Genomic DNA, 19,585 nt, shown 5'->3' on the forward strand with positions numbered 1-19,585 from the left:
AGAATTATTATTAAAGCACTGCTACGGTCTCAGCCCTTTAGACAGTGTCCCTGAAGTAAGAGTGAGAACAAAACATGTGGAAATGGCTACATCCTTATGCCAAGCCAGAAACCGCTTACCGTTTGAGTGGTAAGTTTCTGCCTTGGTTTTCTGTATTGGCCCTCGTATGCTTATCGGTTGGTACGGTTTGGGGGCTTGCATTTGCGCCTTCAGATTACCAACAAGGTGACAGTTTCCGAATCATCTACATTCATGTCCCATCAGCTATTTGGTCTATGGGCGTTTATATGTCGATGGCGATTGCGGCATTTATTGGCTTAGTATGGCAAGTACGTCTATCTGATATGGCGGCACTTGCGATGGCGCCGATTGGTGCGGTATTTACCTTTATTGCTCTACTTACTGGTGCCGTTTGGGGTAAGCCAATGTGGGGCACTTGGTGGGTATGGGATGCGCGTCTTACTTCAGAGTTGATTCTTCTATTTCTCTATCTTGGTGTTATTGCGCTTTATCACGCGTTTGACGATCAGAAAACAGCCGCAAAAGCGGCGGGTATTTTAGCGATCGTAGGCGTTGTTAACCTTCCGATCATTCACTTTTCCGTAGAGTGGTGGAACACGCTTCACCAAGGCGCGACGATCACGAAATTTGAACAACCTTCTATTTCATCCGACATGCTTTGGCCGTTATTGCTAAACATCTTTGGCTTTGCGTTCTTCTTTGGTGCAGTGACGATGGTCCGTTTCCGTAACGAAATCATCAGTAAAGAAAGTCACCGCCCTTGGGTGCGCAAACTCGCAACAGAACAAACTCAGTGAGGTAATTGATTATGCATTTTGAATCTCTGAGCGACTTTTTTGCCATGGGTGGCTACGCATCATACGTATGGAGTGCGTTTGGTATTACTTTCTTATCCATGCTGATTCTTCTGATCACTAGCCTTCGCCGCGGTGATGCATTATTGAAAGAAGTGAAAGCAAAAATTGACCGTCAAGCTCGTATCGACGCAGCGAAGAACATGGAGAACACCTTATGAATCCGAGACGTAAAAAGAGGCTAGGTATCGTACTAGCGATCTTTATCGGTATTAGTGCCACCATTGGTTTGATACTTTATGCGCTTAACCAAAATATGGACCTTTTCTACACTCCTACGGAATTGGTTAATGGTAAGCCAGATGGCACCAAGCCAGAAGTAGGCCAGCGTCTGCGTATTGGTGGTATGGTGGTTGTGGGCTCGGTTCGTCGAGATCCTAATTCTTTGAAAGTGAGTTTTGACCTGCACGATGTCGGTCCTAAAGTGACGATTACTTATGACGGTATTCTTCCTGACTTGTTCCGTGAAGGGCAGGGTATTGTGGCTCAAGGTGTACTGAAAGATGCCACGACAGTTGAGGCATTTGAGGTCCTAGCGAAGCACGATGAAGAATACATGCCACCAGAAATTGCAGAAGCGATGAAGAAAACGCATGAACCGCTTCAATACAGCACCGAACAGAAACAAGGAAGCGGCCAATGATTGCTGAAATCGGTCACTTTGCTCTCATTCTTTCGCTTGCAATGGCTGTGCTGCTGAGCGTATTGCCATTGTGGGGAGCATCGAATAATAACACCATGCTCATGAACACAGCGCGACCGCTATCTTGGTCTATGTTCCTGATGCTGTTGTTCTCTTTCGCCATTTTATGTTGGGGATTTTATACCAACGACTTCACGTTACAGTATGTAGCGAGCAACTCGAATAGTCAGCTTCCTTGGTACTACCGTTTAACCGCAGTATGGGGTGCACACGAAGGTTCACTGTTGCTATGGGTTTTAATCCAAGCTGCTTGGACTGTCGCTGTAGCGACATTCAGTCGTGGTATGCCGCAAGAGTCGGTTGCACGTGTACTTGCCGTAATGGGCATGATCTCAGTGGGTTTCCTACTGTTTATCATCTTAACGTCAAACCCATTCTTACGTACGTTGCCTTTCTTCCCGGTTGACGGGCGTGACTTGAACCCTCTGCTTCAAGACCCTGGTTTGATTGTTCACCCGCCAATGCTTTACATGGGCTACGTTGGTTTCTCGGTTGCCTTCTCTTTTGCGATCGCATCCCTAATGACTGGACGCCTTGATACGGCTTGGGCCCGTTGGTCTCGTCCTTGGACAACCGCTGCATGGGTATTTTTAACACTCGGTATCGCACTAGGCTCTTGGTGGGCTTACTACGAACTTGGCTGGGGTGGCTGGTGGTTCTGGGACCCAGTAGAAAACGCGTCATTCATGCCTTGGTTAGCGGGTACCGCATTAATGCACTCTCTTGCCGTGACAGAAAAACGCGGCACATTTAAAGCGTGGACAGTACTATTGGCAATCTCTGCATTTTCGTTGAGTTTGTTGGGCACATTCTTAGTCCGTTCCGGTATTTTAGTATCGGTGCACGCGTTCGCGTCTGACCCGTCGCGCGGTATGTTTATTCTAGGTTTCTTAGTTTTCGTTATCGGTGGTTCTTTACTGCTGTTTGCCGTGAAAGGGGCGGCAGTGCGTGTACGAGGTAACTTCGACTTAGTCTCTCGTGAAAACGCGCTCTTAGCCAACAACGTATTACTTATCGCAGCACTTGTTGTGGTGTTAGTGGGGACACTGTTGCCGCTCGTACATAAGCAGCTTGGTTTGGGGTCGGTTTCTATCGGTGCGCCATTTTTCGACATGCTGTTTGCGTGGTTGATGATGCCATTTGCTTTCCTACTTGGTATTGGTCCACTTATCCGTTGGAAGCGAGACAATTTATCTAAACTTGTGAAACCAATGCTCATTTCAGGTGTGCTTGCTTTCGCCTTGGCTGCGGTATGCGTGTTCCTGTTTGCCGACTTCTTCTCAACCATGGCTTACATTGGCTGGGTAATGGCGATTTGGATTATTGCAATGCATGGCTTTGAACTATATGAGCGTGCAACGCACCGTCATAGCTTTAGTGAAGGCGTTCGCAAGCTGCAGCGTAGCCACTGGGCGATGATGTTGGGTCATGTTGGTCTGGCGGTATCTGTTATCGGTATTGCGATGGTACAGAACTACAGCATCGAGCGTGATGTACGTTTAGCACCTGGCGAACATTTCCAAATTCAAGGTTATGATTTCTACTTCTCAGGCCTGCGTGATAAAGATGGTCCAAACTACGATGGCTACATCGCGGATTTTGAGATCACACATGATGGCAAATACGTGAATACGCTTCACGCTGAGAAGCGCTTCTACCGTACGGCTAAGTCTATGATGACTGAAGCTGCCATTGACCGTGGTATTAGTCGCGACTTATACATTGCAATGGGTGAACGTTTAGACGACAACCGATCTTGGGCTGTTCGTATTTACTATAAACCGTTCGTTCGTTGGATTTGGGCTGGCTCTTTGATTATGGCATTAGGCGGCGCACTAGCGATTTCTGATAAACGCTACCGCTTCCGTAAATCGCCGAAGAAAAACGCGAAGTCAAAAGAGCAGGAGGCATAACATGAATAAGAAAATCTTATTTATTCCGCTTGTCGCTTTCATGATTCTAGCGGGCATTTTCGCAACCCAATTAATGCGTAACCAAGAGGGCGATGATCCAACTAAATTGGAGTCGGTTTTGGTTGGCAAGCCAGTTCCTGAATTTCATTTAGAAGACCTGGCTGAGCCTGGAAAACAGTACGACCAATCAATTTTTAAAGGTGAACCGTTGCTCTTGAACGTTTGGGCAACGTGGTGCCCAACGTGTTATGCAGAGCATAAATACCTAAACGAATTGGCGGGTAAGGGCGTTAAGATCATCGGTATGAATTACAAAGATGATCGTAATAAAGCAATAGGTTGGCTGAATGATCTCGGCAACCCGTACTTGATCAGCCTATTTGATGGTAGCGGTATGCTTGGCCTTGACCTTGGCGTTTATGGTGCTCCAGAAACATTCATTATTGATGCAAATGGTGTGATTCGCTATCGCCATGTAGGGGATGTAAACCCACGTAATTGGTCAGAAACACTGGAGCCACTTTACAACAAATTGGTTGAGGAGGCGAAGCAATGAGAAAGCTAATTCTTGCCGTTTTTGCTGCGATGACATTATCTCTTGCTGCTCATGCGGCCATTGAAGTGTACGAGTTTGATAATTTGGAACAAGAACAGCAGTTCAAAGAGTTAAGCCATACGCTCCGTTGCCCTAAATGTCAGAACAACACGATCTCGGATTCTAACGCTGAACTTGCTCAGGACTTACGCCATAAGGTGTACGAAATGACCAAAGAAGGTAAGTCCAAAGATGAGATTGTTGATTACATGATCGCCCGTTACGGTAACTTCGTGACTTACAACCCACCATTTACGGTCGCGACTGCAATTTTGTGGCTAGGGCCTCTAGCTGTGGTATTGGGTGGTTTTGGTTTGATTGTACTGCGTAGCCGTAAATCTAAAGTTAAGGCAAAAGCGAGCAGTGACGAGCAATGGGATGAGCAAAAAGAGGCTCGTTTAAAAGCATTGCTTGAAGAAGAGAACAACGGAGATAAGAAGTAATGACACTATTTTGGATTTCCACCGTTGCTCTTACGCTTATTGCTTGTGCGCTGGTGGCTTTGCCGCTGCTTAAACAAAAAGCGAACAATGATGATGTGTTACGCGATGAGCTCAACAAGGCATTTTATAAAGACCGTCTATCTGAGCTTGCAGAAGAAACCGACGAAGGGCTGGTTGAAAGCGAAGACGAACTGATTTCTGATCTAAAGCAGTCTCTCCTTGACGATATTCCTGGTGATAAAGCGCAAAAAGAAACCAAGGTTTCACCAATCGCGGTTTTAGTCCCATCGGTAATTCTGACGGTGGCGTTGAGCTATGGCTTGTATTACAAATTTGGCGCGTCAGAAGATATTGTTCAGTGGCAAGAAGTGTCTGCAAATCTACCTGAGTTATCGAAAAAGCTGATGTCGGCTTCTTCTGAGCCGTTGAGTGACGATGAAATGGCGGATTTGACCCTTGCCCTTCGAACTCGCTTACATTACCAGCCGGAAGACTCGACAGGTTGGTTACTGCTAGGTCGTATTGCGTTAGCAAATCGTGATGTCACGACTGCTATCGATGCGATGGAAAAGTCATATCGCCTAGAGCCCCAAGATCCTGATGTGATGTTGGGTTATGCACAAGCTCTGATGCTGTCTCAAGAGGAAATGGATCAAGCGACGGCTCGCTCATTACTCGGCAAGCTGATGCAGCAAGACTATGTCGATCTGCGTGTGTTTTCTTTGTTAGCGTTCGATGCGTTTGAGCGTCAAGACTTTCCGGCAGCGATCAAGTACTGGGGAATCATGCAGCAAATGATTGGTCCAGAAGATAGCCGCTACGAGATGTTGTCACGCAGTATTGAGAGTGCTCGTAAGCAAATGGGCGAAGCGGTTTCACCGGATAAGAGTGTCGCTGTGACAATTAATGTGGCACCAAATGCTCAGTTAGATCCAAACGCAGTTCTCATTGTATCGGTACATCGTTCAGATGGCTCACCAATGCCTGTTGCGGCAGCTCGCTATCCGCTGGGTACTTTCCCTCGTACAGTCGTATTAGATGATGGTAATGCCATGATGCAGGGGCAAAAACTATCTTCACTCGACAAGTTAATCGTCCGTGTGCGTGTGGACTCTGACGGTAACGTAGCAACGCGTGACCAAGATTGGCACGGAGAGAGTGACGTCGTTGAATTTGGCACGCCGGTTGAAGTGACCATTGACCAGCAATATTAATCGTTAGCGTCTGTCTCTGAAATATGACAACGGGGTAGAGTCTGTTGCCTTTAGTGGTATGACTCTAAACGATCGAGTAGAATACCGAAGGCCAGCGACTGCTGGCCTTTATTTATTCCCATATCTGAGTCATCTTTACTACGTATACTGCTCAACATACGTACAACTGTTCATTGGGTGACTTAGGTACATTAATAGTCGTTATGGAAAATTAAATGTATAACAAGGGTAAATCTACCTTCTTGTTACTGCTTGCAGTTGGACTGGTTGGCTGTTCAAGTGCGCCTGATGAAGCAGTAACAGGACAAGAAACAAATCAAACGACTTCTGATGTGTATGACCCGTTGGAAGGCTTTAACCGAACCATGTGGGAAATCAACTACGAATATTTAGATCCGTATTTGGTTCGTCCTGTATCACTTGCGTATGTGGAATACACGCCAGTTCCTATTCGTTCCGGTATCGCTAACTTCTTGTCGAACTTAGATGAGCCAGCCAGCATGGTTAATAACTTAGTCATGGGTAACGGCACGAAAGCCGTGGACCACTTTAACCGTTTTTGGATTAACTCGACGTTTGGTATTTTCGGTTTATTCGATATTGCAAGTGCCGCGGGTATTACGAAATACGACGAGAAAGCGTTCAGTGATGCAGTAGGCCACTATGGTGTTGGAAATGGCCCTTACTTCATGATTCCAGGTTATGGCCCGTATACCTTACGTGAAGTGACAGATACCGTAGATAGTACGTATTTACCCCTCTCTTACCTCAACTTCTGGGCGAGTTTGGGTAAGTGGGCGTTTGAAGGCATGGAGAAGCGTGCTTTATTAGTACCGCAAGAAGCACAGCTAGAATCGTCGCCGGATCCATATATTCTTACTCGCGATGTTTATATTCAGCGTCAAAACTTTAAAGCAGAAGTTGAAACGGTGGAAGAAGTTAACATCGAAGAAGAAGAGTATTTAGACGAATACCTAGAAGACTTTTAAGCGCTGTTCTTTACAATATACAAATAAAAAAAGGCTTAGCTGATGCTAAGCCTTTTTTGTATTTTTGCTGTTTGGTTAGAAACGGTAGTTTGCTTGAACACCGATTAGCCAAACATTACCCGTAGTTTCGCCTACGAATTGGCCGCCGACTTGTTCTGCAGCGTCGTCTGACTTGTAACCACGAGACTCAACGATTGGTGCGTCTTTCGCGAAAATATAGGTGAAGCCAGCGTCTAGGCTGAAGTCTTTTGTCCAATCGTACGTTGCACCAATACTTAGCCAAGTACGGTCAGTTTCTGGAATAGTGATCGTACGGTTTTTGTCGCTTACCGCTGAAGTATCGTATGCAATACCAGTACGTAGCGCTAGCTTAGGATCAAGCTGGTAAGTGGCACCAACAGCAAAGCGGTAGTTATCTTCCCAGTTTTCTACTTTAACCATATGCGTGCCAGCGGTATCTAGGCGTGCTTCCAATTTCTCGAAAGAGCTCCAATCCGTCCAGTTAAAGCTTGCGTGTAACGCAAGTTGGTCTGTTACTTGGTGGAAGCTTGCCAACTCAGCCGTTGCAGGCAGGTTTAGGTACATGTAGCCGTTGTCACGTAGTTGTGGAAGCTCAGAAGTACCGAAGCCAAAACCTAGACCTTCAGCATGGCCTTCAAGCTTCAGTTCAACTTCAGATTTGTACGCGAAGCCGATACGGTTATTTTCATTGATCTGCCATGCAGTACCAACTTGCCAGCCCCAAGCGGTATCGTCACCTTCCATGTATTTTAGAGCGGTACCTTGAGGAACACTGATAGGATCGCCAGTTAAAGGGTGCTTTCCTACAACGTTATTCTTAGGAGCTGCTGCGCCAAAGCTGCCTTCGCCGATGATGTAACGGATACCACCACCAACGCTGATTGATTCATTGACTTTGTAAGCTGCGTTTAAGTTCGCTTCCATTGTCGTTACGCTTGCTTCGTTACCGAAGTGTGATGCACCAAAGCCTTTACCTAAATCGGTTTCCATACCGTAGTTGGTGCCAAATGCCAAACCAATCGCGAATTTCTCATTGTATTGGTGTGATAGGTAGAAGTTTGGAATGATTGCATCATGTGCGAAATCATCTGAAGATGCAGAAGAAGTACTACCGTGGAAGTTTACATCACCTTCAATATCAATATTTGGGTTCACATAGATTGTACCAACGGACACTTGAGTGCCTTCCAAATAAGTTAGCATTGCTGGGTTACGCCATTGTGCACTTGCGTTGTCAGCCATTGCTGCTTCACCAGCATATGCTCGACCTAGGCCTGTTGCAGAATATTCAGCAAGTTGGAAACCTGCTGCGTTAGCCATGCCCGTTGTGCCAAGTAGGCTTAATGCCACTGCTGTTGATAGAAGAGTCTTGTTGGTTTTCATTCGAATGTTCGCTGATTTGTTTATAACGTGGGACGAAAGTTTAAAGGTAGAGTTTTTACTTTAGAAATGAAAATCCAGCACAAGCAGTCATTTGGAATATTATGCTTTCAAGTGTTGTTTGGGTGGTTTAATAATCTAACTGTGAAGGGCTTGTAAATGGAATTCAGCGAACAGCTGTGCGTCCTAATTGTGAGATTTAGATACACGTGTTCACTCAAATTGAGTGGGCAATAAATCGCAGATATGAAAAAAGGCTGGAAATCCAGCCTTTTATATAAAGTATTTTTCTACTAACTAACAGCGAAGCGCTTAGAAGCTACGGCTGTATTGTAAGCCGAATAGAATCGCATCAGCGCGTGTTGTTGCTGACAAGCTCGAGATATTTTGAGGGCTTTGAGCGTCACCTGGGTTGTACATTGGGTTTGGTGTTGATTCATTTACCTCAACATCTTTACCCATTAGGTACGTAAAGCCAAAGTCGACATTTGATTTACTATCAATGTGATAAGTAAAGCCGGTAGAGAACCATTGGCGATCCGAGTCAGGAACGGAAACAGACGTTAAGTCAGCTTGGGCGCTCGTGTCGTACATGTAACCAGCACGAAGTGTCCAGTTATTACTTAGGTAATATGTACCACCAATCGAGTAGTGCCAACCATCTTGCCACTGGTACTGTTTATCGTACGATGAGCCAAGAGGAGAGCCTTTTAAGTTAGAGAATTCGATTTGATCGAAAGTTTCCCAGCCAATGTATTGGATGCTGTAGTGTACAGCAAACTTAGTGTCTTGGATTTTGTGGAAGCCGGAGAATTCGGCCATATCTGGTAAAGGTAGTGTGATTTTTTGACCTTTATCGTCTTTTGCTTCCATTTCTGGGCTATGGCGGTATGCAAGACCAAATCGATTGTTTTCATCTAGCTCGTACACAGTACCAACATTGAAACCTACAGCCCAACCATCAGCTTCGTCTACATCGACAAGTGTGCCTATTGCAGCATGTTCACGCTTCATTGTACCTTGGCCGTAGATTAAATCTAAACCAGCACCAAAGCTCCATTGTTCATTGAGACGGTAAGAACCTGCAAGGCCAAAGTTTACGCTCTTAACATCAGTTAAGCCGCCATATTCTTTTGCCGCAAAGCTATTGTCGAATTCTGTCTTAGTACCGAAATTAGAGTATGCATTTACGCCCCATGCAAACTTGTCATTTACAGGAACGATTAGATGAATGTTCGGTGCAATAGAAGTATCGCCAGCGTCGTCATAGTTTGAGTCGACAGGCTTGAACAGTGTTGGTGCTACTTGGCACGTTGAACCACAATATTTCGCATCTTTCACTTCAATCATTGAAGTAATGCTTTCGAAACCTAGCGAAAGCTCCATTTTATCAAATAGAGCCATTGCTGCTGGGTTACGAGCCATTACTGCGGCGTTATCTGCGATTACTGCATCACCAGCAAATGCACGGCCGATGCCAGTTGCTGATTGAGCGTTGATTTGGAAACCCGCTGCCATCGATTGACCTGAGGCAAAAGCTACCGTTACTGCTAGGAGAGTCTTTTTAAACAGACGCGTGTTCTGAGTCATTTGTTTTTCCTTATTAGATTCGTCTCTTTGGACGATAAATTGAGCTTTTGCTCAGTGGCGCAGATAGTAGTATCAATAGTTGCTTGGACAAATCCGACCATTGGATAAAATTGAATAAAAATTGCAGAAATGATGTCTAAAAGACGGGAAATTACACTTAAAATGCATAATTTAGAGTTTAAGCTCTAAATGCTATAGCAAGGGTGAATGTTTTGTGTTCTATTTATACAAAAATGCCGCTAAATAAGATCATTTAGCGGCATTTAACCTTTTGAAGGCTGGAAATCGTCGAAGTTATTACATCGGTTTAATCATTGATGCAAGAGTCGTAGCGATAGCATCAATATTTTCACCTTCTTCTCCGACTAAAATCAAGCTTGAACTCCCGACGGGCTGAACGATTCCGGTCATGCCATCCTTATTAAAGTCGGTACTTTGTTCGCTAGGAATACCAGTAATAAATAACGTTACTTTACCTTTTGGACCTTGGAATACCATATGCACCGCATTGGATTCGCCAAAACCGCAGTGGTTTAGGTAGTAAACGTGATATGGAAAGCTTTCACTAAACTGGTAATGAAATGGCGACATTTTCGCATTAATTTGCGAGCTCGGTACATCCTCATCAAGATGACGAACAAAAGGTTCTTCATGAATAACGTGTTTCATCGCGGTATCAGCTAAACTGGCTTGTGCTGGAGAAACCAAAACATTTCCCCAGTTTACTTGACCAACTAATAATCCTGCGGTGAACGCAATAGAAGCGGCAAGTGCCATTGCTTTGCGCACAAAGTTTGGTCTGACGACCTTCTCTTCATCAAGTGCACTCGACGTCTGACTAAATAAAATCTTATCAGCGAGATCTTCAGGTACATCCACATTCATGGCTTGTTTAATTTTTACGTCGAGATCCAAAACATCATCAACAAACTTATTGTTGGTGTCGCTACCAGCTAAAGCTTGCAGAATCTCTTCATCCTTTTGTTTTGGATCCGACAAAATACGACGACGAAATTCTAAATCATCCATTCTTTTGTCCTCTCTTAGTATCTTGAGAATCCAACATCTCTTTGAGTTGATTACGAGCGCGAAATAATCGAGTCATCACTGTATTTTTATTTAAATCAAGAATGTCGCCAATCTCTTCTCCGCTGAAACCACCGACAACTTGGAGAAATAAAGGCTCGCGGTATTCAACATCGAGTTTCATGATCTGCGCTTGCAGCCATTCTTGCTGATGATGTGGGTCATCGCTGACTTTAGCATCATTGCCGTAATCATCGATATCAACTAAATCAAATTGTTTACGTTCGAAGCGGCGCGCATTTTCTCGTCTCAATATGGTGATGAGCCAAGACTTGGCTGCTTTTTCATCCTGGAGACTATCGAGTGACTTCCAAGCTCTAAGACAGGTTTCCTGAACTAGATCTTCCGCTATCGCTTTATCTTTGCACAACCAGTATGCGTAGCGATATAAGTCACGATGGTACCCTCGGACGAGCGCTTCGTATTTTCTTTGCTTGTCCATATCAGAGTTGACCGGACTGTTGGAATTTTTCTTTCCAAACATTTTTAATATGGCCACAGGAGCCTCCATCCTCGCTCTGTGAGTTTCTTATTTGTTCTGAGCATGACTTTACTTTTCAATAGCCTCGCGGTTTCGGTTGAGCGTGTGTCGTAGATAACCTCTGACACAATAAGCTATGTGGTTACTTAAAAGTGTATACGCAAATGCCAAATATCATCGAACATGAATTGGTAAAGATTGTTAACAATATCATCATTAGTAATCAATGGTTTGGATAAGTTCATTCGATGGGACATAAAAAGAGACTGCTAGCGGTGAATTTTTGAATAGGTTTGCATCGCTGAGCCTTTTAGATGTGCTTAAAGCTCGTAAAATCACTATAAAATTGATCTATTTCAAAATATCAAGCAGTGAAGGGGTTATAGTACATCTTGTCATCTCGTTAGTCATTGCGACTAACATGTTGAGCAAGATGACACTTCCTTTTGAAGGCTGACTTTACTTTCTCCTAATCAGGAAACTGATTAATTTTCAATTGGCGTAAGTTAATTGTTTTATAGATATTCCGACCACACAGTTATGTGTGGTTTTTTTTTTGCTTCGATTTTACCTTCCGTATACCTCTTACCGTTTTAACTCTCTATAGTTAATCATTATTAATCGCATAAGAATCAAAGAAGTAGAGTAATTGATCTACTTGCTTCACGTTTATTTAAACGCATGTTTGATAAATTTAACAAATTCATTACAATGCATCAGGTCAGACCTCTTGTATTTAAGGAGAAACAATGGGCAAGCAGGAAGTAAAAACACGCAATGGTGAGCGTGTCGCTATTGTCGCGGGGCTTCGAACTCCCTTTGCTCGTCAAAGCACGGAATTTAGCCAAGTGCCAGCGGTCGATTTAGGGAAAATGGTAGTAAGCGAAATGCTTGCTCGAACAGATATTGATCCGAAGCTAATCGAACAAGTGGTATTTGGACAAGTAGTACAAATGCCTGAAGCGCCAAATATCGCACGAGAAATCGTGTTAGGCACTGGTATGAACATCCATACTGATGCTTACAGTGTGACTCGTGCGTGTGCAACGAGTTTTCAAGCGGCGGTCAATGTCGCAGAAAGCATCATGGCGGGAACCATCGATATCGGTATTGCTGGTGGTGCAGACTCTTCTTCCGTCCTGCCTATTGGAGTCTCTAAGAAACTGGCCGCTAATCTGCTTGCTCTAAGTAAGACAAAAACAATGGGTCAGAAGCTTAGCATCCTCAAAAACTTGAGCTTTAAAGACCTTATGCCAGTGCCTCCTGCAGTAGCCGAGTACTCGACGGGCTTGTCGATGGGACAAACTGCGGAGCAAATGGCAAAGACGCATGGTATTTCTCGTGCAGAGCAGGATGCGCTAGCACATCGCTCTCATACGCTGGCTTCCCAAGCTTGGAAAGAAGGCAAGATCCAAGGTGAAGTTATGACGGCTTTTCCCGAACCATACAAAAAATGGATTTCGGAAGACAACAATGTCCGTCACGACTCAACCGTAGAAGGGTACGCGAAACTTCGACCTGCCTTTGATCGCCAGTATGGCAGTGTTACGGCAGCTAACAGTACGCCACTGACTGATGGTGGTGCGGCAGTGATGTTGATGCGCGAAGGTAAAGCGAAAGAGCTTGGCATGGAGATTCTTGGCTACATACGTGGCTACGCATTTTCAGCGATCGGTGTGGAAAAGGACATGCTGATGGGACCGACTTATGCCACAGCGAAAGTGCTAGAAAATACAGGCTTGGAATTGTCTGATCTGACGTTGATCGACATGCACGAAGCGTTTGCTGCGCAAGCATTGGCGAATGTGAAGATGTTTGCTTCAGATAAGTTTGCTCAAGAAAATCTAGGTCGTTCGAAAGCGATCGGTGAAATCGACATGGATAAGTTTAACGTGCTTGGTGGCTCAATCGCTTACGGTCACCCATTCGCGGCGACAGGTGCACGAATGATGACGCAAACCCTACGTGAACTGAAACGCCGTGGTGGCGGTATTGCATTGAATACCGCATGTGCAGCTGGCGGTCTTGGTGCAGCAATGATTCTGGAGGTTGAGTAATGAGCGAGCAAAAAGCATTTAGTCTAAAAGTTGATGAGCAGAATATTGCTTGGTTAGCGATTGACGTACCTAATGAAAAAATGAATACGCTACAGGCGGCTTTTGCTGATGAAATGAAAGAAATCTTTGCTCAGCTAAAAGACGCCAGTGGCATCAAAGGGATGATCATTCATTCCCTAAAACCGGACAACTTTGTCGCGGGGGCCGATGTTCGCATGCTAGAAGCGTGCACGACCGCAAGTGAAGCAGAAGCATTAGCGAGGCAAGGTCAAGAGCTATTCCAGCAGCTATCGGACTTACCATATCCTGTGGTTGCCGCTATTCACGGTCCATGTTTGGGCGGTGGTTTAGAGCTTGCTCTTGCATGTGATTATCGTGTTTGTACGGATTCAGATAAAACGCGTTTAGGCCTACCAGAAGTACAGCTTGGATTGCTGCCAGGTTCTGGCGGTACGCAGCGTTTGCCGCGTTTGATTGGCCTGTTACCGTCACTGGACTTGATCTTAACGGGTAAACAGCTTCGCGCAAAGAAAGCTAAAAAGCTGGGTGTGGTTGACGCCTGTGTCCCAGACACCATTTTGCTCGACGTAGCTAAACAGTTTATCGACAAAGGTAAAAACAAGGGTACGAAAAAGCTATCGACGAAAGAAAAAGTGATGTCGGGTAGCGGGTTAGGGCGCAAGTTTGTGTTTGAACAGGCAGCGAAGAAAACCAATCAGAAAACCCGTGGTAACTATCCTGCAACGGTCGCGATTTTAGACGTTATTCAGCATGGTTTAGAGAAAGGTTTCGCCCAAGGACAAGAGCTTGAAGCGAAACGCTTCGGTGAGCTTGTGATGAGCTCTGAATCAAAAGCGCTCCGTTCTATCTTCTTTGCGACAACGGAAATGAAGAAAGAAAATGGTACGGATGCGAAACCCGCGCCAGTTCATAAAGTTGGCGTGCTTGGCGGTGGCTTGATGGGCGCAGGAATCAGCCATGTGTCTGTTGCAAAAGCGAAGGTGCCTGTCCGCATCAAAGACGTCAGCAACGATGGCGTTCTAAACGCACTCAACTACAACTACAAGTTATTCGAGAAACAGCGTAAACGTCGCATTCTATCAAAAGCCGATCTGCAAGCGAAAATGTTGCAATTGTCTGGCGGTGTCGACTTTACCAGCTTTAATCATATTGATGTCGTAATTGAAGCCGTTTTTGAAGACTTAGATCTTAAACAAAAAATGGTGGCGGATATTGAAGCGAATGCCAAGCCGGAAACCATCTTTGCGACCAATACCTCTTCGTTACCAATCCACAAAATTGCAGAAAAAGCGGAGCGTCCAGAAAACGTAGTGGGTTTGCATTACTTCAGCCCGGTAGAAAAAATGCCGTTGGTGGAAGTGATTCCGCATGAAACGACCTCAGATGAAACCATTTCAACAGTCGTTGCACTTGCTAAAAAGCAAGGAAAAACCCCGATCGTAGTGAAAGACAAAGCGGGCTTTTATGTGAACCGCATTCTTGCGCCATACATGAACGAAGCGGCGCATATTCTGCTGGCTAACGAACCGATCGAAAAGATTGATACGGCGTTGCTTGATTTTGGTTTCCCTGTCGGCCCGATTACCTTACTGGATGAAGTCGGGGTCGACATTGGCGCGAAGATCATGCCGATTCTGGTCAACGAGTTAGGTGAGCGATTCAAAGGCCCTGACGTGTTCGATATCTTATTGAATGACGGTCGCAAAGGACGTAAGAGCGGGAAAGGTTTCTACACTTACAAAGGTAAGAAGAAAGAAGTCGATAAATCCATCTACAAGCTGCTTAAGCTCGACCCTGAATCTAAGTTGAGTGATAACGATATTGCGCTACGCTGTGTACTACCAATGCTGAATGAAGCGGTACGTTGTTTGGATGATGGCATCATTCGCTCGCCACGTGATGGTGATATTGGTGCAATATTTGGCATTGGTTTCCCTCCATTCTTGGGCGGTCCATTCCGTTATATGGATCAGTTTGGCATTAAAGAACTGGTTGAGAAAATGAATGAGTTTGCATCGAAGTACGGCGATCGTTACGCACCGTGTGATGGTTTGCTTACTCGAGCTGGAGAAGGAACCACATTCTATTAAGCGTTGCTTCGGTAAAGAAAAAGGCTTGCCAGCGGCAAGCCTTTTTCATAAATAAGAAATAGTTACTTCTTCTTGTCTTTCTTATCTTTATTGTGGCCTTTACCTGGGTTGTCGTCCCCGTGAACGCTGCTGTTGCCTTTGTTGTCTTTATCTTTCCACTGTTTTGAAGAGCAATCATCTGATTTGATAGAAACATTGTCTCCGCTTAGGCGGACACAGTCGTTACTTAGCTCAAAGCCATCACCTTTCACCGAGATTTCAGCGTGTACAGATGCCAGTGGCAGTAAAATAGCCGCAAGTAGTAGTGCTTTCTTCATGATTACCTCATTAATTTATTTTTAGTGTGGTAATTAGAGCATAAGCCGCAATGGCGTAATTTCAATTTTCTGCCAATTATGGTGTCGATTCTATTTATGAGACCCACAACCTCATTGGTTTGTAGGTATATACTTACTAATCGATAATTTTATTACTGCGCAATTAGATCATCCTAAGCCGCAATCTTTTGGCCTAAGTTGGAACTCTTCTATCGATCCAATTTCTTGCCCTAAGTGGATGCGCGGAGCGTCTGAATGCGATTGCCCTTGAGAGTGCATGACCAATCGGTTTGCCGTGCGAGGTTTCAACTCATTAACGACAAAGCGAATCATGTCTGCTCGGGTCAATTTCTTCAGTTCAGCAAGTACCTTGTCACGTTGGTTAAACTCGGTGTCTTTGTTTCCTATTGCAACCCAAAGACGCTGAGCACGACCTCGCAGTGTGGTGTCCGGCGTCGCTATTTGATTCCACAAGCCGCGCTTACTGCTATGCCACTGGTAATCGTTCAGTTCTAACAGCACCATATAAAAGGCATTTAAGAACTCATCGATTGAGGTAACCAGCTCGGCAGGCGCTGCATTGGGTGACTGCACATAAAGCACAATACCCGGATGACGATTAAGTGGCATATTGCCAGTGCCCACCATGTAACCTAATTGCTGTTTTGTGCGGATCTCGTGGAAAAATGTTGCCGACATGAGATGGTTCGCCAATGAGTATAGAGCAATGCTACGAGGCTCAATATCCTCACACTGGTGGTAAATAACGACCGCCGAATCTTGCTGGTTACAATGTACTTCACGTTGAAAACTGCCGTTTTTTCCCAGCATGATGAGTGGGCGGAGCGCCTCTTCATAACGCTGCTCTTTTACTCTTAGGGCATCTTTTAAGGTCGTCGCCATGTCATGCGCTTGTTGACGCTGCCAATCTCCGTAAACAAACATTTCAACGTGCAGTTCTGCAAGAATTGATTCTACGAATACCGAGAGTTCATCGACTTCGATTTCTTCTAGCGCTTCGACTAAGGTTGCGAAAGGCGGGTTATTGGGTTGAAGTAGCCCTGTAAGTGCATTAAACAGCTGCGAAATAGGGCGATCTTGTGAAGCATTTCTCCAGTTACGTAACAGTTGCTGCTTGATGGTTTCAAAGCGTGCAGGGCTGAAATCTCGAGAAGCAAAACGGTGCAGGATCATTTCCAACAATTGAGGCAGTTTTTGGCTGAACCCTGAGAGGGTTAAGGTAACCCCGCCTTGGTGAGCGTACATGTTGTAACCCATCCCTGCGATTTCAGCTTGATAGGTTTCTTTTGCTAGCGAATCGAGGAACATCTCGACACATAGGCGAGTTTTGACAATGTTCTTCGGTGATGCAACAGCATGAGAGCTGTCGATAGCGACATATACAACGCCTTTTGGCACGCGAAATTCATCGTCTTGTAAATGCCAAAGTCGGAAGCCTTCGAGATCTTCAATTAACTCTGGTAGTGAACCACCATTTTCGAACGGCATGGGATCGAGATCGTAGCAAATATAAGGGTTCTTTTCTGGTAAGACGAACTGCCAGCTTGGATCGATTTGTTGATAGAAGCGGCGTTGCTCATCACTAAAAGGCGTGACGGAATATGGAGTAAAGTACCATTCGGCAGTACGGTTGTATTCCAGTCCTTTTGCAATCAGGGTTACGCGGACATTATCGATGGTTAAGTATTGCAGCAACGAACGCTGCAGTTGTTCATCATAGCCCGCCATTTTGTAGTCGCCATAAATGGTATCGTCTGGCTGATAATGCTGCATATTGATAACAAGATGGCTAACCAAATCCATTGGTCGAGATGGTTCCTGGAAACGAAACGCCGACTCAAGCACCGCTTGTTTTTCGAGATAGCGCCATTCATCTAGCCCGTCTTGTTTGATCATCGAGAGGTATTGAAAAACCGCTTGGATGATGTCGTCAGCGTGGTTGAGACCCTGTGGGGTGAGTGTGCAGCTAACCGTAAAATCTCGATAGTTGCTACCACTAGCGCCGCCTCCCGCAGAAAGCGACGTAATCCAGCCTTCATTTTTTAGCTGGAGCATTAAGCTGCCTTCGCCTTCATAGCCGAGTAAATGCGCGAAGTAAGAGAGTGGTTTCAAGCCGTAGTGCTTATCCATCCCTGGCATTGGGAAGGTGAGAATGAGTTTTCGAAATTCTTTGATTGGTTCAACTTGAACTAAAATCCCGGTACTTTCTTTGGTGCTAATGGGGACATCAATCGATTTTCCACGAAGGTGGTGATTTGGGATATTGGCAAACATGGCTTCTACCCATGCTTGCTGATCATCGAGCGACTGTGGCCCAAAGAGCGTCAACGTCATGAGATCGGCAGAGTATTGAGAGTGGTGAAACTCGACAATTTCGTCGCGGATGGACTTACCCTCTCGGTCACCTAATGTATCTAGGTTGCCGACTGAGAACTTAGAGAAAGGGTGCTCTGGATTGATGACTTCTTTATTGACTTGATACAGGCGGCGAGAATCGTCATTAAGTTTGAGTTTGTATTCGGAGTCGACAGCCTGGCGTTCTTTGTCTAAAGCTTCTTCGTTAAACAATGGTGCGGTAAAGAATTGGCTAAATCGATCTAAGGCATTTTCAAAGGCATTCGGAGTAACATCAAAAAAGAAACAAGTGTGCTCAGTACCCGTCCAAGCGTTATTTGTTCCTCCATGCTGGCTAATATAACTTTGAAACTCGCCCACTTTAGGGTATTTTTCCGTACCCAAAAAAAGCATATGTTCTAAATAGTGTGCCAGACCTTGGCGATCTTTTGGGTCGTCGAAGTGTCCAACGTTCACTGCTAGAGCAGCTGCTGACTGTTGAGCTGTCTCGGAATGAATCAGCAGTACACGCAGATCATTGCTCAAGGTAATGTAGCGGTATTGATTTGAATCGTTAGGACTTAGATGCACGATGCGTCTCCAGATTTCGCATTACAGTAATTATGAACCCCTAGCTAGGGGGCGCAAAGTTTGCGTTTCGACAAATACTGCTTGCCGTATTTTTGTTATTCGTAGACTTCTGCACAGGCCCATCGCGTTTGCGTATGGGGAAGAACTGTTTGAATGAATGCTCTGAACTCATAGCACAGTTAAATACTGTGATGAACTGAGTACATTCTTTTTAATAGATTGTTAAGAAAGTCGCTATCTTTAGCAAGCGAATTGGTATAATGAACAGATAATTATATCAGTATTTTTGTTTCGTCATTATTAAAGTTAGCCCCGTCTATCTAATAAAGATAGCAGTCAACCTTTTGGTAGCGTTAGCTATCCCTAGGAAATAACATGAAAATATTCATCATGCGTCACGGCGAAGCCGAGCATTTTGCAGATTCAGACGCAGCACGACAATTGACCCCAAGAGGCAGAGTCGAATCAGAAGCGGTTGCGAGAGCCTGTAAAGAACAAGGTTTTGCGCAATTCGATAAAGTGTTGGTGAGTCCGTACATTAGAGCTCAACAAACTTGGCAAGAGATCAGCGAGTATTTTGCTGCAAAAAGCATCGAAACTTGTGAAGATATTACACCTTACGGCCAATCTGAGCATGTATTTGATTTTGCAAGTGCATTGATTGAAGTGGAAAAACTAGACTCGCTTCTGCTTGTCTCTCACTTGCCTTTGGTTGGTTATCTCACTTCAGAGTTTGTAAAAGACATGGCACCACCGATGTTTCCTACATCAGGTCTAGTATGTATTGAATACGATCTACAAACGCAAAACGGTGAAGTGCTGTGGCATATTACGCCATAAGCGTCGAAACCAAATAAGCATTTA

At 44.9% G+C, this 19,585-nt stretch carries 17 protein-coding genes; 11 read left to right on the plus strand and 6 right to left on the minus strand.

Annotation, left to right across the window (positions count from 1 at the left end):
* Window positions 1–74: 74 nt before the first annotated feature.
* The 8 genes from MSG33_RS14165 (at window position 75) to MSG33_RS14200 (ending at window position 6,732) form a co-directional block, all read left to right on the plus strand.
* Window positions 75–818, plus strand: a complete 744-nt coding sequence (locus MSG33_RS14165; RefSeq protein WP_005394301.1) for a heme ABC transporter permease — start codon at window positions 75–77, stop codon at window positions 816–818.
* Between the two features lie 11 nt (window positions 819–829).
* Entirely contained in the window at window positions 830–1,036 is a 207-nt protein-coding gene (gene ccmD / locus MSG33_RS14170; protein ID WP_005380515.1) for a heme exporter protein CcmD, read from the plus strand.
* Window positions 1,033–1,518, plus strand: a complete 486-nt coding sequence (ccmE, locus tag MSG33_RS14175; protein ID WP_005380516.1) for a cytochrome c maturation protein CcmE — start codon at window positions 1,033–1,035, stop codon at window positions 1,516–1,518. Before ccmD ends, ccmE begins: the two co-directional genes overlap by 4 nt.
* The gene (locus MSG33_RS14180) at window positions 1,515–3,491 is read left to right on the plus strand and encodes a heme lyase CcmF/NrfE family subunit (protein WP_053808770.1); all 1,977 of its coding nucleotides are present in this window, start codon (window positions 1,515–1,517) and stop codon (window positions 3,489–3,491) included. Before ccmE ends, MSG33_RS14180 begins: the two co-directional genes overlap by 4 nt.
* Before the next feature lies 1 nt (window position 3,492).
* Window positions 3,493–4,047: a DsbE family thiol:disulfide interchange protein gene (locus MSG33_RS14185; RefSeq protein WP_005380518.1), complete on the plus strand. Its 555-nt coding sequence runs from the start codon at window positions 3,493–3,495 to the stop codon at window positions 4,045–4,047.
* Window positions 4,044–4,529 carry a cytochrome c-type biogenesis protein gene (locus MSG33_RS14190; RefSeq protein ID WP_005380519.1) on the plus strand — a complete coding sequence of 162 codons (486 nt, stop codon included), beginning with the start codon at window positions 4,044–4,046 and terminating at the stop codon, window positions 4,527–4,529. The genes MSG33_RS14185 and MSG33_RS14190 overlap by 4 nt, the downstream gene beginning before the upstream one ends.
* Entirely contained in the window at window positions 4,529–5,743 is a 1,215-nt protein-coding gene (gene ccmI / locus MSG33_RS14195; protein ID WP_248381311.1) for a c-type cytochrome biogenesis protein CcmI, read from the plus strand. Before MSG33_RS14190 ends, ccmI begins: the two co-directional genes overlap by 1 nt.
* Before the next feature lie 215 nt (window positions 5,744–5,958).
* Entirely contained in the window at window positions 5,959–6,732 is a 774-nt protein-coding gene (locus MSG33_RS14200; protein ID WP_104972031.1) for an MlaA family lipoprotein, read from the plus strand.
* Between the two features lie 75 nt (window positions 6,733–6,807).
* Here MSG33_RS14200 and MSG33_RS14205 read toward each other — a convergent pair whose 3' ends face one another.
* The 4 genes from MSG33_RS14205 to MSG33_RS14220 all read right to left on the minus strand — a co-directional run bounded on the left by MSG33_RS14205 (window position 6,808) and on the right by MSG33_RS14220 (window position 11,320).
* Complete coding sequence (locus tag MSG33_RS14205; protein WP_248381312.1) at window positions 6,808–8,136, minus strand: outer membrane protein transport protein; 1,329 nt, start codon at window positions 8,134–8,136, stop codon at window positions 6,808–6,810.
* A 309-nt stretch (window positions 8,137–8,445) separates the two neighbouring features.
* Window positions 8,446–9,723, minus strand: coding sequence for an outer membrane protein transport protein (locus tag MSG33_RS14210; RefSeq protein WP_085342876.1), 1,278 nt, complete (start codon window positions 9,721–9,723; stop codon window positions 8,446–8,448).
* 297 nt (window positions 9,724–10,020) lie between these two features.
* Window positions 10,021–10,752 carry a DUF3379 domain-containing protein gene (locus MSG33_RS14215; RefSeq protein WP_139060708.1) on the minus strand — a complete coding sequence of 244 codons (732 nt, stop codon included), beginning with the start codon at window positions 10,750–10,752 and terminating at the stop codon, window positions 10,021–10,023.
* Window positions 10,745–11,320 (minus strand): sigma-70 family RNA polymerase sigma factor, encoded by a 576-nt coding sequence (locus MSG33_RS14220; protein WP_029836529.1) that lies wholly within the window; start codon window positions 11,318–11,320, stop codon window positions 10,745–10,747. Before MSG33_RS14220 ends, MSG33_RS14215 begins: the two co-directional genes overlap by 8 nt.
* Before the next feature lie 719 nt (window positions 11,321–12,039).
* Here MSG33_RS14220 and fadI point away from each other — a divergent pair.
* Together fadI and fadJ are read left to right on the plus strand one after the other, a co-directional pair.
* A complete protein-coding gene (fadI, locus tag MSG33_RS14225; RefSeq protein WP_005394284.1) occupies window positions 12,040–13,347 on the plus strand; it encodes an acetyl-CoA C-acyltransferase FadI in 1,308 nt (435 codons plus the stop codon).
* The gene (fadJ, locus tag MSG33_RS14230) at window positions 13,347–15,458 is read left to right on the plus strand and encodes a fatty acid oxidation complex subunit alpha FadJ (protein WP_005394283.1); all 2,112 of its coding nucleotides are present in this window, start codon (window positions 13,347–13,349) and stop codon (window positions 15,456–15,458) included. The genes fadI and fadJ overlap by 1 nt, the downstream gene beginning before the upstream one ends.
* Before the next feature lie 62 nt (window positions 15,459–15,520).
* On the opposite strand, the gene MSG33_RS14235 is transcribed toward fadJ, so the two are convergent.
* Window positions 15,521–15,775 (minus strand): CG2 omega domain protein, encoded by a 255-nt coding sequence (locus MSG33_RS14235; RefSeq protein WP_193447008.1) that lies wholly within the window; start codon window positions 15,773–15,775, stop codon window positions 15,521–15,523.
* A 168-nt stretch (window positions 15,776–15,943) separates the two neighbouring features.
* A complete protein-coding gene (locus tag MSG33_RS14240; RefSeq protein ID WP_248381313.1) occupies window positions 15,944–18,721 on the minus strand; it encodes an insulinase family protein in 2,778 nt (925 codons plus the stop codon).
* A gap of 375 nt (window positions 18,722–19,096) precedes the next feature.
* On the opposite strand from MSG33_RS14240, the gene sixA reads away from it, so the two are divergent.
* Window positions 19,097–19,561 (plus strand): phosphohistidine phosphatase SixA, encoded by a 465-nt coding sequence (sixA, locus tag MSG33_RS14245; protein ID WP_005397904.1) that lies wholly within the window; start codon window positions 19,097–19,099, stop codon window positions 19,559–19,561.
* The last annotated feature ends 24 nt before the right edge of the window (window positions 19,562–19,585 follow it).

The sequence above is a fragment of the Vibrio sp. 1CM7H genome (genome assembly GCF_023161645.1).
Taxonomy (GTDB): domain Bacteria; phylum Pseudomonadota; class Gammaproteobacteria; order Enterobacterales; family Vibrionaceae; genus Vibrio; species Vibrio diabolicus.

Bases quoted from the DNA above. Each gene is read 5' to 3' on its own strand.
- MSG33_RS14165 (WP_005394301.1), top strand. From the start codon at position 75: ATGTGGAAATGGCTACATCCTTATGCCAAGCCAGAAACCGCTTACCGT.
- ccmD (WP_005380515.1), top strand. From the start codon at position 830: ATGCATTTTGAATCTCTGAGCGACTTTTTTGCCATGGGTGGCTACGCA.
- ccmE (WP_005380516.1), top strand. From the start codon at position 1,033: ATGAATCCGAGACGTAAAAAGAGGCTAGGTATCGTACTAGCGATCTTT.
- MSG33_RS14180 (WP_053808770.1), top strand. From the start codon at position 1,515: ATGATTGCTGAAATCGGTCACTTTGCTCTCATTCTTTCGCTTGCAATG.
- MSG33_RS14185 (WP_005380518.1), top strand. From the start codon at position 3,493: ATGAATAAGAAAATCTTATTTATTCCGCTTGTCGCTTTCATGATTCTA.
- MSG33_RS14190 (WP_005380519.1), top strand. From the start codon at position 4,044: ATGAGAAAGCTAATTCTTGCCGTTTTTGCTGCGATGACATTATCTCTT.
- ccmI (WP_248381311.1), top strand. From the start codon at position 4,529: ATGACACTATTTTGGATTTCCACCGTTGCTCTTACGCTTATTGCTTGT.
- MSG33_RS14200 (WP_104972031.1), top strand. From the start codon at position 5,959: ATGTATAACAAGGGTAAATCTACCTTCTTGTTACTGCTTGCAGTTGGA.
- MSG33_RS14205 (WP_248381312.1), bottom strand. From the start codon at position 8,136: ATGAAAACCAACAAGACTCTTCTATCAACAGCAGTGGCATTAAGCCTA.
- MSG33_RS14210 (WP_085342876.1), bottom strand. From the start codon at position 9,723: ATGACTCAGAACACGCGTCTGTTTAAAAAGACTCTCCTAGCAGTAACG.
- MSG33_RS14215 (WP_139060708.1), bottom strand. From the start codon at position 10,752: ATGGATGATTTAGAATTTCGTCGTCGTATTTTGTCGGATCCAAAACAA.
- MSG33_RS14220 (WP_029836529.1), bottom strand. From the start codon at position 11,320: ATGGAGGCTCCTGTGGCCATATTAAAAATGTTTGGAAAGAAAAATTCC.
- fadI (WP_005394284.1), top strand. From the start codon at position 12,040: ATGGGCAAGCAGGAAGTAAAAACACGCAATGGTGAGCGTGTCGCTATT.
- fadJ (WP_005394283.1), top strand. From the start codon at position 13,347: ATGAGCGAGCAAAAAGCATTTAGTCTAAAAGTTGATGAGCAGAATATT.
- MSG33_RS14235 (WP_193447008.1), bottom strand. From the start codon at position 15,775: ATGAAGAAAGCACTACTACTTGCGGCTATTTTACTGCCACTGGCATCT.
- sixA (WP_005397904.1), top strand. From the start codon at position 19,097: ATGAAAATATTCATCATGCGTCACGGCGAAGCCGAGCATTTTGCAGAT.